The organism is Paraburkholderia sp. EG287B (assembly GCF_040965595.1).
GTDB lineage: Bacteria > Pseudomonadota > Gammaproteobacteria > Burkholderiales > Burkholderiaceae > Paraburkholderia.
On record NZ_JBFRCG010000036.1, the window covers coordinates 1 to 15427 of the forward strand.

Consider the following 15427-nt stretch of genomic DNA (forward strand, 5'->3'; position numbering starts at 1 on the left):
GTGTGTGGTCTCCACCGTGCTTACGATCGTCTGGTTGCACGAACCCGCGCACGAACCGGACGCCGCGCATGTGCCGCTTGTCGCTCACGCAGCGCATCGGCAACCCGCAAATCCACCTCGAAGGAGATTCAGTGTGAAGCTACGTGTCGTCCTCGCCGACGATCATCCATTCGTTCTGCTTGGCGTTCGCTCGGCGCTCCTCGCGGCAGACGATATCGAGGTCGTGGGGGAAGCGTGCGGCGCGCGAGAGTTGTTGCAGACGCTCGAAACCGTCCCGTGCGACGTGGTGGTCACCGACCTCAATATGCCGCCGGTCTCCGGCGAAGCCGAGGACGGCCTGCGCCTCGTGCAGCGTTTGCGCCGCGACTGGCCCCATGTGCCCGTGATCGTGCTGACCAGCGTTGCGAACGCTGTCGTTCTGCGCGCGGTGGCGCATGCGGGCGCGGTCGCCATGTTGCGCAAAACCGAGCCGATGGACGATCTCGCAGCCATCGTGCGCGGCGCCGCCCAGGGTCTCGCCTATCTCAGCCCGGCCATCGAGCGCGAACTCGCGGCCGCCGCCGGACCGTCCGACCTGTGCTTGCCGCGCCTGACGCCGCGCGAATCGGAGGTGGTCCGCAAATTCGCGAGCGGCAGTTCGATCACGGAAATTGCGCGTGCCCTCGGCCGCGACGTGCGCACGGTGAACTGCCAGAAGCGCGATGCCATGGCGAAGCTCGGCGTGAGCAACGACGCGGGACTCTTCGCCTATGTCAAGGCGTACGGACTTCTATGAACCCGCTTCCCTCATCGCTGTCGCATCATGCCCCTGCGGGGGCCGCCTCCCAGCGCGCGATGCGCGACCACGACGACCAGCGCGCCAGCCTCGCGGCGCGCAACATGACGGATACGGCCGACCTCGCGGCACCGGTGCGCGTGATCATCGCCGACGACCATCCGCTCGTCGTGTATGCGCTGGAGAGCATGCTCACCCACTATCCCAACGTGCAGGTCGTCGCGCGTGCGCGCAGCGTGTCCGAGCTGTTCGAAGTCGCGGCCCGGAATGCGTTCGATCTCGTGCTGATGGACCTCTACATGGCGTTGCCCGGCGAGCTGGACGGGCCCGAGGCCATCCGCGCCTTTCGCGCCGGGTTCCCGCAAAAGGCCGTGGTCGTCCTCACCATGGAAAGCGAGGCCGCGGTGCTGCGCAAGACCATCGAGATGGAGGTGGATGCGGTGCTCAGCAAGCGCGACCGCATCGACCTGATCCCGGTTGCGATCATGTCGGCGATGGCGCGCGAGCAATACGTCGGGCCTGTCGTGCGCGACCTGCTCACGGAAGCGGCGCGCGCCGAGCGGCGCGACGAGGTGCACCGCATTCTCACGCGGCGTGAATTCGAGGTGATCACGCACTATGCAACCGGGCTCGGCGTGACGGAAATCGCAGGTCTGCTCGGGCGCAGCGTCAAGACGATCAGCGCGCAAAAGTGCGCGGCGATGAAGAAGCTCGCGCTCAGCAACGATATCGAGCTCTATCGCTTCGCGGTCGAATGCGGCGTGACGCAGGGCGAGCAAACCTGAGCGGTTCTACCCACGCAAGGTCTCCCATGCACGCCATCCGGGTTGGTCGAGACGACGCGCCTCGCACGGGCAAGCCGCTGCGCGTGATCGTTGCCGACGACCACGCGTGCATCCGGCTCGGCGTGGCCAGCCTGCTGCGCGCAACGGATCGAGCCCTCGTCGTCGGCGAAGCCGGCAATACGCTCGAGCTCGCCACGCAGCTCGATACGACCGACTGCGACGTCGTCATCTCCGATCTGTGCATGCCGGGGCTGGACGGCGAATATGGCTCCCTTACCCTGCTGCGGCGCCTCGCGCAAACACGAGACACGCCTGCGATCGTCGTCCTGAGCATGGTGTCGACGCCGCCCGTTCTGACAGGCCTGATGCATCGCGGCCTGAACGTCATCGTCGACAAGCGCGACGTCGTGCACGATCTCCTGCTCGCCGTCGCCGCCGCTCGCGAGCGCACGCCGTTTCTTTCGGGCCACGTACGCGCCACGCTCGCGCGCGCCGGCGCCGCGTGCGCCCCGTGCTCGGGCGTGCCGAGCGCGCGCGAATGGGAGGTCTTCCAGCTTTACGCGCAGGGTATGTCGGTGCGCCAGATTGCGCAGCGGTTTCAGCGCAGCGGCAAAACGATCAGCGCCCAAAAGCGCAGCACGATGCGCAAGCTGGGCCTCGTCACGGAGCGCGATCTGAGCGACTTCGCCATCCAGGTGGGGCTGACCTGATTCATCCCCTGGTGGCGCGCGTCCCCCGGTTATTCCTGCGTTCGCCGGATTTTCTCTCGCCGTGTCTTGCGCAATGCGCCCAGCGTTTTAAGAGTTCTCCTATCTGATTGCCGGAATCGTCTCTCCATAATCCCAAGCTTGACGCATGGCTCGTCAGATATTGCCGACCCGGGAATGCGACCGAACGACGGCCGGGTCGGACCGGGGTCGGGATGTAGTTCGGATCTGGAGATGAAACAATGAAGCTTGGCAGGCGTTTAGCGGTCGAGGGTGCAGGCACCGCGTGGCTCGTGTTCGCGGGTTGCGCAGCCACGGCGCTCAACGCGAGCCCGCCCTCCCAGGGCTTCAACGTTTTCGAGATGGCCGCGGCATTCGGGCTTGCGCTCACGGTGGCGAACTATGCCGCCGCGCGCGCGGCAAGCGCCCACTTCAATCCCGCCGTCACGATCGGCTACGCGGTCTCCGGGCGCTTCCCGGTGCGCGATACCGGGCCCTACCTCGCGGCACAAACCATCGGGGCCGTTTTCGGCGCGGCCTTGCTCGTCCGCGTGGCGAGCGGGCGCCCGGGTTTCTCCGTCGCGGTGTCCGACCTCGGCAGCAACGGCTATGACGATCATTCGCCGACCGACTACGCCCTCGCCGCCGTGTTCCTGCTGGAACTGGCGGCGACCTTCGTGTTCGTCCTCTTCCATCTCCTGATGTCGAGCACGGTCGCACGCCGCAAGACTGCGGCGCTCGCCGTGGGCGCCTGCCTTGCCGCCATCTATCTGATCGCCATCCCGGTGAGCAACGGCGGCGCGAATCCGGCGCGCTCGACCGGTCCCGCACTGTTCGTCGGCGAATGGGCGCTCGATCAGCTCTGGCTCTTCTGGGCGGCGCCGTTGCTGGGGGGCGCCGCGGCTGGCGTGGTGTACCGCCTCGTGAGCCGGCGCTCGCGCATTTCCGCCACGTCATCTCGCGACGGCGTCTGAAATCCAGCCTGCCGTGCGCCAATGAAGTCGCTTCACCGCATCTTCCGTCTTCGCGCGCGCCCGGCTGCATCGTGGCGGGCGCGCGGACTCGCGTGCGTGCCCGCCTGCCTCGGCGCGCTCGCTGCGGCATGGCTGCTCGCGTTTTCCGCGGCGGCGGCCAGCGCCGCGACTTCGTGTGAGCGGACAAACGAGGGCGTCGAACTCTCGCGGCAGGTCGCTCCGACGTTGCCGCGAGAGCTCGTCGTCGGCGTGGTGGAGGGGGGGCGGCCGCCGCTCGAAGTGCTCGACGGCGCCACGCTCACCGGCTTCAGCGCCGACTATCTGCGCCTTCTCGCCGGTGCCGGCGTCATGCTTGAGCCGCGCGTCTTCGCAGACATGCCGGCGTTGCTCGCGGCGGCCTGCGCAGGCGATATCGACATCGTGATGAGCGTTGCGCGCACGCCGTTGCGCGAGCGCTGTCTCGCTTTCACGGTGCCGTATCTGAGCGGCACCACGGCATTTGTCACGCGTGCCGGGAATACCGCGCTCGCGACCCAGCCGGCCCGCCTCGCGCGTGCGACGTTTGCAGTCGAGCGCGGCGACGCCCTCGAATCGGTATTGCGCGAGCGCTTCGCGCAGGCACACTTCGAAACCTTCGCGAGCACGCAGGCGGCGCTGCGTGCCATCGCTCAGGGTCAGGCCGACGTCTACGCAGGCTTTTCGCCCGTGGCGCGCTATCAGCTCACGCTCGAAGCATTCGGCGATCTGCGCGTCGCCTTCGAGGAGCGCGAGCGCGTGCGCGAGTTGCGATACGCCGTGCCGGTCTCCAGGCCGGATCTGCGCGACCGGCTGGACCTCCTGCTTGCCGACGTGCGGCCTGCCGCGGCGGCGGCCGAGCGGGCACGCTGGTTCCAGGGCGACGCGCCGGGACAGGCCTCGCCGGCCGGGTTCAGCCTGAGCGCCGACGAGCGCGCGTGGCTGCGTGCCTTGTCGCCGCTGAAAGTCGGCTACGACAGCGGCTGGCTCCCGTTCAGCTTCACGAGCAAGGCCGGCGAATCGTCGGGCATGGCCGTCGACTATCTCGGCTATCTGGGGCGCACCCTCGGCGTGACCTTCGAGCGCGTGCCTGTTTCTCCGTGGACAAGCGCTGGAGACGCAATGCAGCGCGGCGAGATCGCGCTCGCCGCAACCTCGGTGGGCGATGGCGTGTTCGGCTCAGGCGTCGTCTACACGGAAGCGTTCGAGCACTATCCGCTCGTCATGGTGGGGCGCCGCGACGAACCGATGGCGCGCTCGCTGGCCGACTTTGCGGGCCGCCGCATCGTGCTGGCGCCGCACACGCCGGCCATGCAGGAGCTGCGGGGTACGCAGGTCGTGCGCACTGCAAGCCTCGACGCGGGACTCGCCATGGTCGTGCGCCACGAGGCCGATGTGCTGGTGGGCAACGCGGCCGCGCTAGACGCGCCGCTCAGCGGCACCTATCTCGACTCGCTGAAGGTGCTGGGAGCGGTGGGCGTCGACGATTCGACGGCATTTGCCGTGCGCTGCGACCTCGCCCCGCTCGCGCGGCTCATCAATCGCGCGCTCGACGCGATGCCGCCCGTCGAACAGCAGCGCATCCGCAATCGCTGGACCGCAGCCGTCTCCACCCAGGCTGGCGGCTGGAGCGTGAACGCGCTGCGGCTCCTGCCGCTCCTGATCGTGTTCGGCGTGCTGCTGCTCGTCACGCTGCGCGCCTACGTGTTGCTCCAGCGCGAAATGCACCGGCGGCGGCGCGCGGAGCAGGTGCTCGCGCGCCAGGTGGAACTGCAGGACACGATGATGGAGATGATCCCGTATCCGCTCGGTGCGCGGGATCTCGAAAACCGCTACCTCGCGGTCAATCGCGCCTACGAAGAATCGACGGGCCTCGCGCGCGCCCGGGTGCTCGGGCGCACGGGTTCGGCCGTGATGGCGTGGGGGCCCGAAAACAGCCGCCGCATGGACGATCTCTACCGGCTGACGATCGTCGAGGGGGAGAGCCAGCGTGTCGAGTTGACGTTGGAGAATGCGCCCGGGGAGCCGCGTCATGGCATTTTCTGGACGCGCCTGTGCCGCGACCTCCACGGCGCGCCGTTCTGCGTGCTCGGCACGATGATCGACGTCACCGACATTCGCCGCGCCGAGTTGCGCGAACGCGAATCGGAGCGGCTTCTCTCGGAGGTGACGGGGTCGCTGCCCGCGATCGTGTTCCAGTTGCGCCGCTCGCCCGATGGCCGCTACTCGTTTCCGTACATTGGCGGCGACACGCAGCGGCTCCTCGGCGACACCGTGGAAGAGCTTCGCCGCGCGCATTCGGTCGATCTCTCGCGGGTGGGGCGACATGACCGCGCGCGCCTTGCCTCGCGGCTCGAACGCTCGGCACGCCGGTTCATACCCGTGCACGCCGAGTTCCGCTTTCAGGGCGCGGCCGGGTTCGTGTGGGTGCGCGCGGAGTTCGCGCCGCGCCGTGCCGAGGACGGCGCGATCGTCTGGAGCGGCTATGCGCTCGATGCGAGCGTCGAGCACGCGCGCGCAGACGAACTCGAGCACGCACGCGATATCGCCGAGGCGGCCTCTCGCGCGAAGGACGATTTCCTCGCCATGATGAGCCACGAGATCCGCACGCCGATGAACGGTGTGCTGGGTCTCGTCGAGGTGCTCGAGCGCACGCCGCTGAACCCGGACCAGGCGCAAATGGTCGACATGGTGCACGAATCGGCGGGGGCGCTGCTGCAGATCCTCGACGATCTGCTCGACTACTCGAAGATCCAGGCCGGCCATCTCGTCATCGACTCGCAGCCGTTCGACGTGCGCGAACTCGTCGACAACGCCGTCGGGCTGCTGGCCGCGCGTGCGCACGAGAAGGGGCTGAAGGTGCGCGTGGATGTGGAGCCGGAGGTCGCGGCGCAGTTGCGCGGCGACAGCGTGCGGCTACGGCAGATCCTCTTCAATCTGCTCAGCAATGCGATCAAGTTCACGCCGGCGGGCGAAGTGAGCGTGCACGTTCGCGCACGCGATGTCGGCGCGCGCGGCGGCGCGCCTGCCTGCCAGCGGCTGTCGATCGCGGTGGCCGACACGGGCATCGGCATTGCGCCCGAAGCGCAGGCGCAGCTCTTCGAGCCGTTCGTGCAGGCCGAGACCTCGACCACGCGACGCTTCGGCGGCACGGGGCTCGGCCTCACGATCTGCCGCAAGCTCGCCGCGCTGATGGGCGGCACGCTCGAACTGGAGAGCGAAGTCGATCGCGGCACCTGCCTGACGCTGCATATCGAACTGCCCGTGGAGGTGCGTAGCGGCGCGGCCGCCGGGCTGCGCGGCAAGCGTGCGCTCGTCGCGTGCGAGGAGGCGAGCATCGCCGCCGCATTGATGCATTTTGGTTCGGCGCTCGGCATGGCAATGCGCCGCGTCGCACCAGCCGACCTCGCCCGCGCCGCGAGCGCGGACAAGGCCGATCTGGTGTTCGTGTCGGAAGCGCTGGCCGGGCGGTTGGGCAAACCCGGTGCGCCTGTGCTTTGCCTGACGGACAACCCGAAGCCAAGCGGTTATCGCGTCGCCGAGAGCGGCGTGCGCGTGAGCGTCAACCCGTTGTCCTGGCGGGGCTTGAGCGCCGTTTGTGCGATGGCGCTGGCGGGGCTGCCACTCAAGCCCGCCAGCCCGTCGCGTCCCGCCGCCGATGTCGAGACGACGCTCCCGGCGCCCGATCGCGAGCAGGAACGCGCTGCCGGCCGCCTCATCCTCGTGGCGGAGGACCATCCGGTGAATCAGGAGCTGATCCGTCATCAACTGGCGCTGATCGGGTTCGCGTGCGACGTCGTCGACGACGGTGCGAAGGCGCTCGAAGCGCTGGCCGAATGCGAATACGGCTGCCTGATCACCGACTGTCATATGCCGAATGTATCGGGCTACGATCTCGCGCGGCGCGTACGCGAAATGGAGCACAAGGCGCACCGCGTGCGGCGCTTGCCGATACTCGGCATCACGGCCAATACGGCGCCCGAGAACATGAGTCAGTGCAGCGAAGCGGGCATGGACGATTGCCTCGTCAAGCCCACGCGCGTGGCCACGCTGCGCGAGTATCTCGCGCGCTGGTTCGGCGTGGAGGGCATGCAGCGCACCCTGCAGGACGAGGCCACGCGCGAGGCGGGCGCGAACGGACAAGGGGCGGGGCAAGCCGCGTCGCGGGCGGCGGAGCCGGCTTCGCCGGGGCCCGGCAGTTGCGGCGGAAAGCTCGCGGAAAAGCCGGCAAGCGCACGGACGTTCGAGGCGCTGGATCTCACGCATATGATCCAGGTTTGGGGCGGCGAGGCGACCGTGAAGACCTTGCTCGGCTCGTTCGTTTCGGCGATGCGCGACGACCTCGACGCCTTGCCGCCGCTCCTCGAACAAGCCGATGTCGCGCGCCTGCGCGAATGGCATCACCGGCTCGCCGGTGCGGTGGGCGTGCTGCAGTATCCTGCGCTGCTCGCCGAACTCGAGACGTTCCGCAGTCACATGAACAGTCACACTGCCGGGCAACTGCGCGAGGAGGGCTACGCGCTCATCCGCACTTGCCAGGCGATGCTGGTCGGAATCGAGCAGCAGGCCGCGCTGCTCGCGTGAATGATGTACATCAGGAAATCGATGCGCGCAGGACAATAGCGGGCAAAAAGCAGGCGAAAAAAAACGCGGCCGAAGCCGCGTTCAAGCTTGGAGACCCTTCGATGAAGAGTCACTTCTCGCAGTTCGTAGCTTAGTCGCCGCGCGACGAGAAATCGAGATAAATTCGATCAATTAACTATTACAGGAAGTGCTGGTAATCGCGCTTGTTGCGGCGGTCTCGTGCCGGCGAAACCATTCGACGGTGAAATCCACGAACGAGCGTGTTTTTGCCGGAACGTGGCGGCGGCCGGGGTAGACGAGCGAGAGCTCCTTGTCGGCGTCGCGGATCTCCCACCCGGCGAGCACGTGCACGAGCCGGCCGGTCGCGAGATCGGCGCCCACCTGGTTCGCTGGCAGGATCGTGATGCCCATCCCCGCGATCGCGGCCTGGCGCAGCATCACCGAGTTGTTCACGGCGTATGCCGGCTCGATCAGCACGGGTTTGCGCTCGCCGCCCGGGCCTTCGAAGTGCCATTCGTTGCCGTGAATATCGGCGGACGGCGCAAGCAGCGTGTGGCGGGCGAGATCGGCGGGGCATCGTGGCGCCGCACGGCTCGCGAGGTAGGCGGGCGAGGCGACGGCGACCGGCGCGACGCTCAAAAGCGGGCGGCGGATCAGCGTGCCGCCGCTCACCTGACGCGGCGCCACGATGCCGGCGTCGAATCCTTCCTCGATCAGGTCGACCGGACGGTGCAGCAGCGTCAGCAAGAGCCGGACTTTCGGGAACGCGTCGAGGTAGCACTTGAGCATCGGCGTGAGATCGTGCAGCGAAAACGATGCGTGCGCAACGACGCGTAACGCGCCGGACGGCACCGACACGCCATGCGCGATATGCGTTTCGACGCGCGCCAGATCGTCGAGGACCTGCCGGCAACACTGCGCATAGGCGGCGCCTGCCTCGGTGAGCGACGCGCTGCGCGTGTTGCGGTTGATGAGCCGCGTTTCCAGATGGGCTTCGAGCAACGCCACGTAGCGGGTGACCACCGCGTTCGACAGGTTCAGACTCATCGCCGCGCGGCCGAACGAGCCGTGCTCGGCAACGCTGACGAACACACGCATGGCCTGAAGCTGATTCATGTTTTTGGGGAGCGTGGCCACGAGGGGATGGGTACTGCGATGAAAACCTGGAAGTTGGAACAGACGGACTGGTGTTTGCCGGGACGGATATTAGCGATGCACGTGGGGCGAGCGGAATGGGACTCGTCCGAATGATGCTTTATCCCGAATTGGGGTGTTGCCCGACTGCAACGCTTTATCGGGATACCGAATGGAATGATCGGATAAAGAGAAAAACAAGATAAGTCGTGAGCATTGAGTCACAGGCGTTTGAGGATTTTGCCGCCAGCGGAATCAATTAATTCGAAAAGGCTTTTGTCGAGATGGCGGGTAGCTCGCCAATAGGGCTGCCCATAAACTTCGCTATGCAAATCAATGCGGCGCTTCATTCACCGCGCTGCGGAATCGCCATGCCGGCATGAGGCCGGCGACGGCATTCAGGTTCGCCGAAAGGCCTTGCATCGAAGGAAGCATATGAAAAAGAAACTGGCTATCGCGGCGGCAGTCGCCGCGACTTTTGCATCGGCGTCGTACGCGCAAAGCAGCGTCGCGCTCTACGGAATTGTTGATGCGGGTCTCACCTACACGACCAACATCGACGGCAACCGAAATTTCGCGATGACGAGCGGCAACCTTCAGGCGAGCCGTTGGGGTCTGCGTGGCGTCGAGGATCTCGGCGGCGGCCTGAAGACGATCTTCACCCTCGAAAGCGGCTTCAACGTCGCGAACGGCCAGCTGAACGGCGGCCTGTTCAATCGGCAGGCATACGTCGGTCTGACGCACGACCAGTACGGCACGCTCACGTTCGGTCGCCAGTTCGACTCGATGATCGACTACGTCGGTCCCCTCGCCGCGGTGGGCAGCTGGGGCGGCACCTACACGGCGCACCTGCTCGACAACGATGACCTGAACGGCACGTTCTCGCTCAACAACTCGGTCAAGTACACGAGCCCGAACCTCTCGGGCTTCGAGTTCGGCGGCCTCTACGCGTTCTCGAACCAGGCCGGCGGCTTCGCGGTCAACCGCGCGTATAGCGCTGGTATGAGCTACGCGTACCAGGGCCTGCGTCTTGGCGCGGCCTACACGCAGATCAACGGCGTGAATGCCAACGGCGGGGGCGCTGTCCAGGGTTCGCCGATGGCGAACACGCTCGGCGTGCTCAGCGCGCTCGGCGGGAATGAGCGTCAGCGTAACTGGGGCGCGGGTGCAAGCTACATCTATGGGCCGATGATCAGCGGCGTCGTGTTCACGCAGTCGCGCGTCAACGACCCGCTCGGCAATTCGCTGCGCTTGAACAATATCGAAGCCAATGCACGCTACAACCTGACGCCGGCGCTCGGCATCGGCGCGATGTACACCTATACGAATGCGAACGGCCCGGTGCTCGACGCGAACGGCAGCAACTCGGCGCACTGGCACCAGTTCGCGCTGCAAGCCGACTACGCGCTGTCGAAGCGCACCGACGTGTACCTCGAAGGCGTCGGCATGTGGGGGGCAGGCGCGAACGCCGTGGGCCTGACGCAAGTCGGCTACACGCCGGACGGCGGTGTCTCGTCGAGCAAGAACCAGGGGATCATCACGACGGGTCTTCGTCACCGCTTCTAGGAATTCGGTGGCGTCGTACACCGGATGGCAGGTAGTACTTGGGTTGAAGGGCGCCGTTCGCGGCGCCTTTTTTTGTTGCACGCAGCTTACGTTGGGCCGACATCGGCGCAGCGGACGCGCCCAGCGGATTTGCTCTAGCATGTGAGAGCGCGGTTTTGCGCCTTCTGGTGCAGCGCGCCACAAAAACAGGAGAAATTCCATGAATTTGCTTCGTCCGCTGCAGCTCGCTCTCGCTCTGTGTGTCCTCGCCTCCAGCGCCGCGTATGCCGACACCGTCGCGCTCAAGGCCGATCTCGAACCGTCCAGCGAAGTGCCGCCGCGCGTGAGCCAGGGCCACGGCATGCTCAACGCTACCTTCGACACGTCTACGAAAACGCTGAACTGGACGATCACCTACGAAGGCCTCTCCGGCCCGGCCGCCGCCGCGCACTTCCACGGCCCTGCGCCGGTCGGACAGAACGCTAATGTGCAGGTACCGATTCCGAAGGGCGAGCTGGCGAGTCCGATCAAGGGTTCGGCCACGCTCAACGAGCAGCAGGTGACCCAGCTCATGGGCGGACAATGGTATTTCAACATTCATACGGCGCAGAACCCGTCAGGCGAGATTCGCGGTCAGGTGCTGCCCGCCAATTGACCGGCTCTCGATCGTTCGTCTCACTCGACGTACTGCGCGTGCCGCGCGTTCCCGCGATCGAAGTCTGATTGCGGGACGCCATCGATCGACCGCCGCCGAGTCCTGGTCCAGGCCGGTTTGAGTGCTGCGGAGGGCTGAGCCGATGAGCTGGCAAAGCAGGCTGATCTGCAGGTTCTTGCGCCGCACTTTTCTGCCGCAAACGCGCAAGTCGATCAACGTCGCACGCGTGCGCATGCTGACGGCGAGACGCATCTGGACGCCGGGCGTGCCGGGCGGCTGGCGTTTGCGCGAGCAGTACGATGCCGCCGATGTTCCGATGCGCGGCGAGTGGCTCATCCGCGAGCGCTCGCCCGCGCAGCGCACACTCCTTTATCTGCATGGCGGCGGCTATTACTTCTGCTCGCCGCGCTCGCAGCGCGCGATTTCGTTTGGTCTGGGCAAGCGCGCCGGCGCCGATGTCTTCTCGCTCGACTATCGCCTCGCGCCCGAGCATCCGTTTCCGGCCGCGCTCGAAGACGCATTGGCCGCGTACCGCCATTTGCTGGCAAGAGGAACGCAGCCCGGCTCGATCGTGATTGGCGGCGATTCGGCGGGCGGCGGGCTCGCGCTTGCGACGCTCGTCGCCTTGCGCGACGCAGGCGACGCGCTCCCCGCCGGCGCCGTGCTCTTTTCTCCGTGGACCGATCTTGCGGCGACGGGCGCTTCGATACGCGAGAACGACGGGCGCGATCCCATGTTCAGCGGCGCGGTATTCAAGCGCATCGCGCCGTTTTACCTCGGATCGGCCAGCGCGACCGATCCCTACGTGTCGCCGCTCTATGCCGACTTTCGCGGCTTGCCGCCGCTAAGCCTGTTCGTCGGAAGCTCCGAAACGCTGCTCGACGACACGCGCCGCGTCGCCGAGCGCGCGCGCGCCGACGGCGTGTCGGTGGAGTGCGAGATTGCCAGCGGCATGCCGCATATCTGGCCGATCTATGCGCCGTTCATGCCCGAGGCGCGCCGCACGCTCGACGTCGCCGCGAGCTTCGTGCGCCGCGTGACGCCTGGGCCGGCGCGCGGCGACGAGAAACCGCAGCCGCCTCAATCGAGCGAGACGTCGATCGCGTCATAGGCCGCGTGCACGGCGGCTTCGCCGTAGCGGCGCTCGAGCCGGCGCACGGTGAAGTGCCCATGCGCCACCTGCTGGAAATGGTCGATGAACACGGTGTTGACCATGGCGCCGAGCACCGCGCCGATGGCCGGTATCGATTTCGCCGCGACCTGCTCGCTCACCTGCACGGAGAAGCGCGCGGCCACGGTCTGCATGAGCTTGAGGAGCGCGGTTGAGCCGTGGGCGGCGAAGCCCTTGGTCGCCATTTCCGACGACGCTGCCGATACCGCCTTCGCGAGCGCGCCGCGCGCGATGAAATAGCCGAAGTCGGCTTCGTCGTCGGCGGCCGAGCGGCCGCCCATGCCGAACACGGTCAGACATTGCAGCTGCGTGTCGGTGCTGGCCAGATTTTCTCCTTCGCTGCGCGCGATATCGCAGATCGAGCGAAACATCAGCGTGGTCGTGACGGGCAGCTCGACCGGCAGCGCGAACAGGCCGAACGCGCCGCCCGCCGCGCCCGTGGTCGCCACCGCGAACTTGTGCAGCAGGTTGCTCGGCTTCGTGCTCCCACGCGCTTCGGCCGTGGAGAGGGCGCCTTGCTTGCCGAGCGTCTTCAGCGCGAGCTGCAGACACTTGCGCAGCGCGGCTTGCGTCGCGTCGGTCACCTTGTCGTTCGCGACGCCGGGCAGCCGCGCGATCAGCTTTTCCACCGGCGCACCCACGATCGCTGCGAGCTTCATGCCGAGCGGCGGCGTTTCGAGCTCATGCTTGGCGCGCCGCAGCGCGTCGAGATCGGCCTCGGTGAAGGCCGCGGCGGCGCCCGCGCGGGCTGGATCTGCGGCGGTCGGTTCGGTCGTGGGTTCCATTGCGCTCCCGGATTTTCAGCAACGACGGCGAGGGCATCGCCGCCGTTCGACGCCCCAGTGTAGTGGATCGGACCGTGCTATGATGATAAATCTTTGACGCGTCAACCGTTGCTGGATCAAAAAATGGCCGTTCATACCGCCGCCCACCATTCGAGCGGGCAGGTTCTGCCGTTCCGGGAGTCGCTGCTCGCGATGCTCGGCGTGTCGTTCGTGACGATGCTCGTCGCGCTCGACCAGACCGTCGTCGGCACCGCGCTGCCGACCATCGTCGCCGAACTGCGCGGCTTTGAGCTTTACGCGTGGGTCGCCACGTCCTATCTGCTCACCTCGGTCATTACTGTCCCCATTTTTGGGCGACTCGGCGACTATTACGGGCGCAAGCCGTTCGTGATCGCGTCGATCGTCGTCTTCACCGCCGCTTCCGTGCTGTGCGGCGCGGCCAACAGCATGCTGTTCCTCGTGATCGCGCGCGGGCTGCAAGGCATCGGCGGCGGCATGCTGGTCGGCACGGCGTTCGCCTGCATTCCCGACCTCTTCCCCGATTCGGTCGTGCGCCTGCGCTGGCAGGTGCTCATGAGTTCCGCGTTCGGCATCGCCAATGCGGTCGGGCCGTCGCTCGGCGGCTTTCTCACGCAGTACTACGGCTGGCGTTCCGTGTTTTACGTGAATCTGCCCGTTGGCCTGCTTTCGCTGTTCTTCGTCTGGAAGTATCTGCCGCATCTGCGCCACGTCGCGCACGAGGCGCGCATGCGGCTCGACTGGCCAGGCGCGCTCCTCATCGCGGTCGCGCTCGGCAGCCTGCAGCTTTTCGTGGAACGTCTGCCGGGGCGCGGTCTCACCGCGTCGGCCATCGGCCTGCTCGCTCTCGCGCTGGCAGCCGGCTGGGCGCTCTGGCAATGGGAGCGGCGCTGCCCCCAGGCCATCCTGCCCGTCGACATGTTCCGCAACGCGAGCCTGAATGCGCTTTTCACGCTCGCCGTGCTGGGCGGCTTCACGATGTTTTCGCTGCTCTTCTACGCGCCGCTCCTGTTCCAGGGCGGCTTCGGCATGACGCCGAAGGAAGCGGGCGTCGTCATCACACCGCTCGTGGTGTTCATCACGATCGGCAGTATCGCGAATGGTCGCATCGTCTCACGCATCCGCAATCCGAACCTGATGCTCTACATCGGCTTCGCGATGATCGCGGCAGCCTGCTTCGCCGTGGCGCTCGCTACCCGCAACACGCCGCGCGGCCTGCTCATGACGCTAATGATCGTGGCTGGCATCGGCCTCGGCTTCGTCATGCCGAACCTCACCGTGTTCGCGCAGCAGACCGCGGGGCGCGAGCATCTGGGCATTGCCACCGCGCTGCTGCAGTCGCTGCGCATGATCGGCGGCATGATCGGCACGGCGCTCACCGGCACGATGGTCACGCAGCTCTACTCGAGCGGCGTGCAACGCGCGCTCGACGCCGACCACGCCACGCACTGGCTGCCGCAGCTCGCCGACCCGCAGATCCTCATCAACCGCGACGCGCAGGCTTCACTGATCGCCGATCTCGCGCACGCCGGGCATAATGGCGCGCCGCTGCTCGAAGCCGCGCGCGAGGCGCTCGTGGGCGCGATTCACCTGGGCATTGCCGTGGCGGCGGCGATCGCGGTGGTGTCGATCTGGCAAACCCGGCGTGTGCCGCCTGTGAAGCTGCAGCGCAAGGTGGAGCCCGTGATTCACGCGGATTGAGACGTTCCGCCCCTGGCGGGCACCGGCACCGGCACAGGCCCCGGCACGGACCCCGGCAAACGCGCGGCGATGAAGCCGGCAGGAAAACAAAGCATGGATATTCAGGATCGCATCGCCATCGTGCAGCAGTTTGGACGGACCTACCGGACGTTCATGTCGGCGTTCGAGGCGCAGGTTGGACACCCGCTGCCGCGCTGGCGCATTCTGCTCGCGCTATATGAGCAGAACGGCGAGTCGTCGCAAAAGCGGCTCGTCGAGCGGCTGCGCGTGGACCCGGGCGCGCTCACGCGGCAATTGAAGGCGCTGGAGGCACTCGGCTGGATCGCGCGCCGCGCCGACGAGCGCGACAACCGCATCACCAACGTGACGCTGACCGACGCCGGCCGCGCCGTGACCGAAGAGGGGCTGCCGCGCCGCAACGCGTTCCTGAACGTGACGATGTCGCTGCCCGACGACGCGCTCGCGGCGCTGTCGAGCGCGTTGGGGATGATGGAGGCGCGCATCGGCGAGGCCGCCACGGCGGCGGCCTCGCTAGCGCAGGCTCAGGAGGCCGCGCCCGAAGCGGGCTGAGCCCGCGC

Annotated in this window: 13 protein-coding genes; 10 read left to right on the plus strand and 3 right to left on the minus strand. The window is 67.0% G+C overall.

Going from position 1 to position 15427, the window contains the following annotated elements; translation table 11 throughout:
- Positions 1-133: 133 nt before the first annotated feature.
- From AB4Y40_RS40020 to AB4Y40_RS40040, 5 genes are all read left to right on the plus strand, one after another.
- Positions 134-775, plus strand: a complete 642-nt coding sequence (locus AB4Y40_RS40020; RefSeq protein ID WP_368692555.1) for a response regulator — start codon at positions 134-136, stop codon at positions 773-775.
- A gap of 104 nt (positions 776-879) precedes the next feature.
- Positions 880-1560: a response regulator gene (locus tag AB4Y40_RS40025; protein ID WP_368692588.1), complete on the plus strand. Its 681-nt coding sequence runs from the start codon at positions 880-882 to the stop codon at positions 1558-1560.
- 26 nt (positions 1561-1586) lie between these two features.
- Positions 1587-2270, plus strand: coding sequence for a response regulator (locus AB4Y40_RS40030; RefSeq protein WP_368692556.1), 684 nt, complete (start codon positions 1587-1589; stop codon positions 2268-2270).
- A 239-nt stretch (positions 2271-2509) separates the two neighbouring features.
- A complete protein-coding gene (locus AB4Y40_RS40035) occupies positions 2510-3241 on the plus strand; it encodes an aquaporin (RefSeq protein ID WP_368692557.1) in 732 nt (243 codons plus the stop codon).
- 21 nt (positions 3242-3262) lie between these two features.
- Entirely contained in the window at positions 3263-7840 is a 4578-nt protein-coding gene (locus tag AB4Y40_RS40040; RefSeq protein WP_368692558.1) for a transporter substrate-binding domain-containing protein, read from the plus strand.
- A gap of 171 nt (positions 7841-8011) precedes the next feature.
- Here AB4Y40_RS40040 and AB4Y40_RS40045 read toward each other — a convergent pair whose 3' ends face one another.
- On the minus strand, positions 8012-8956 hold the full coding sequence (locus tag AB4Y40_RS40045; protein ID WP_368692559.1) for a LysR family transcriptional regulator: 945 nt from the start codon (positions 8954-8956) through the stop codon (positions 8012-8014).
- A gap of 239 nt (positions 8957-9195) precedes the next feature.
- Complete coding sequence (locus AB4Y40_RS40050) at positions 9196-9324, minus strand: hypothetical protein (RefSeq protein WP_368692560.1); 129 nt, start codon at positions 9322-9324, stop codon at positions 9196-9198.
- 85 nt (positions 9325-9409) lie between these two features.
- On the opposite strand from AB4Y40_RS40050, the gene AB4Y40_RS40055 reads away from it, so the two are divergent.
- From AB4Y40_RS40055 to AB4Y40_RS40065, 3 genes are all read left to right on the plus strand, one after another.
- Positions 9410-10540, plus strand: a complete 1131-nt coding sequence (locus AB4Y40_RS40055) for a porin (RefSeq protein ID WP_368692561.1) — start codon at positions 9410-9412, stop codon at positions 10538-10540.
- Positions 10541-10739: 199 nt separating this feature from the next.
- Positions 10740-11174 (plus strand): CHRD domain-containing protein, encoded by a 435-nt coding sequence (locus AB4Y40_RS40060; protein WP_069269154.1) that lies wholly within the window; start codon positions 10740-10742, stop codon positions 11172-11174.
- Between the two features lie 142 nt (positions 11175-11316).
- On the plus strand, positions 11317-12285 hold the full coding sequence (locus tag AB4Y40_RS40065) for an alpha/beta hydrolase (protein ID WP_368692562.1): 969 nt from the start codon (positions 11317-11319) through the stop codon (positions 12283-12285).
- Here the strand turns inward: AB4Y40_RS40065 and AB4Y40_RS40070 are convergent.
- Positions 12255-13130: an EcsC family protein gene (locus AB4Y40_RS40070; protein ID WP_368692563.1), complete on the minus strand. Its 876-nt coding sequence runs from the start codon at positions 13128-13130 to the stop codon at positions 12255-12257. The genes AB4Y40_RS40065 and AB4Y40_RS40070 overlap by 31 nt on opposite strands.
- Before the next feature lie 123 nt (positions 13131-13253).
- On the opposite strand from AB4Y40_RS40070, the gene AB4Y40_RS40075 reads away from it, so the two are divergent.
- A complete protein-coding gene (locus tag AB4Y40_RS40075; protein WP_368692564.1) occupies positions 13254-14849 on the plus strand; it encodes an MDR family MFS transporter in 1596 nt (531 codons plus the stop codon).
- 93 nt (positions 14850-14942) lie between these two features.
- Positions 14943-15419 carry a MarR family winged helix-turn-helix transcriptional regulator gene (locus tag AB4Y40_RS40080; RefSeq protein WP_368692565.1) on the plus strand — a complete coding sequence of 159 codons (477 nt, stop codon included), beginning with the start codon at positions 14943-14945 and terminating at the stop codon, positions 15417-15419.
- The last annotated feature ends 8 nt before the right edge of the window (positions 15420-15427 follow it).

Excerpts from the sequence above, each read along its gene's own strand:
- AB4Y40_RS40075 (WP_368692564.1), top strand. The coding sequence starts at position 13,254 with ATGGCCGTTCATACCGCCGCCCACCATTCGAGCGGGCAGGTTCTGCCG.
- AB4Y40_RS40035 (WP_368692557.1), top strand. The coding sequence starts at position 2,510 with ATGAAGCTTGGCAGGCGTTTAGCGGTCGAGGGTGCAGGCACCGCGTGG.
- AB4Y40_RS40070 (WP_368692563.1), bottom strand. The coding sequence starts at position 13,130 with ATGGAACCCACGACCGAACCGACCGCCGCAGATCCAGCCCGCGCGGGC.
- AB4Y40_RS40060 (WP_069269154.1), top strand. The coding sequence starts at position 10,740 with ATGAATTTGCTTCGTCCGCTGCAGCTCGCTCTCGCTCTGTGTGTCCTC.
- AB4Y40_RS40080 (WP_368692565.1), top strand. The coding sequence starts at position 14,943 with ATGGATATTCAGGATCGCATCGCCATCGTGCAGCAGTTTGGACGGACC.
- AB4Y40_RS40025 (WP_368692588.1), top strand. The coding sequence starts at position 880 with ATGACGGATACGGCCGACCTCGCGGCACCGGTGCGCGTGATCATCGCC.
- AB4Y40_RS40030 (WP_368692556.1), top strand. The coding sequence starts at position 1,587 with ATGCACGCCATCCGGGTTGGTCGAGACGACGCGCCTCGCACGGGCAAG.
- AB4Y40_RS40065 (WP_368692562.1), top strand. The coding sequence starts at position 11,317 with ATGAGCTGGCAAAGCAGGCTGATCTGCAGGTTCTTGCGCCGCACTTTT.
- AB4Y40_RS40050 (WP_368692560.1), bottom strand. The coding sequence starts at position 9,324 with ATGAAGCGCCGCATTGATTTGCATAGCGAAGTTTATGGGCAGCCCTAT.
- AB4Y40_RS40055 (WP_368692561.1), top strand. The coding sequence starts at position 9,410 with ATGAAAAAGAAACTGGCTATCGCGGCGGCAGTCGCCGCGACTTTTGCA.
- AB4Y40_RS40045 (WP_368692559.1), bottom strand. The coding sequence starts at position 8,956 with ATGAATCAGCTTCAGGCCATGCGTGTGTTCGTCAGCGTTGCCGAGCAC.
- AB4Y40_RS40040 (WP_368692558.1), top strand. The coding sequence starts at position 3,263 with ATGAAGTCGCTTCACCGCATCTTCCGTCTTCGCGCGCGCCCGGCTGCA.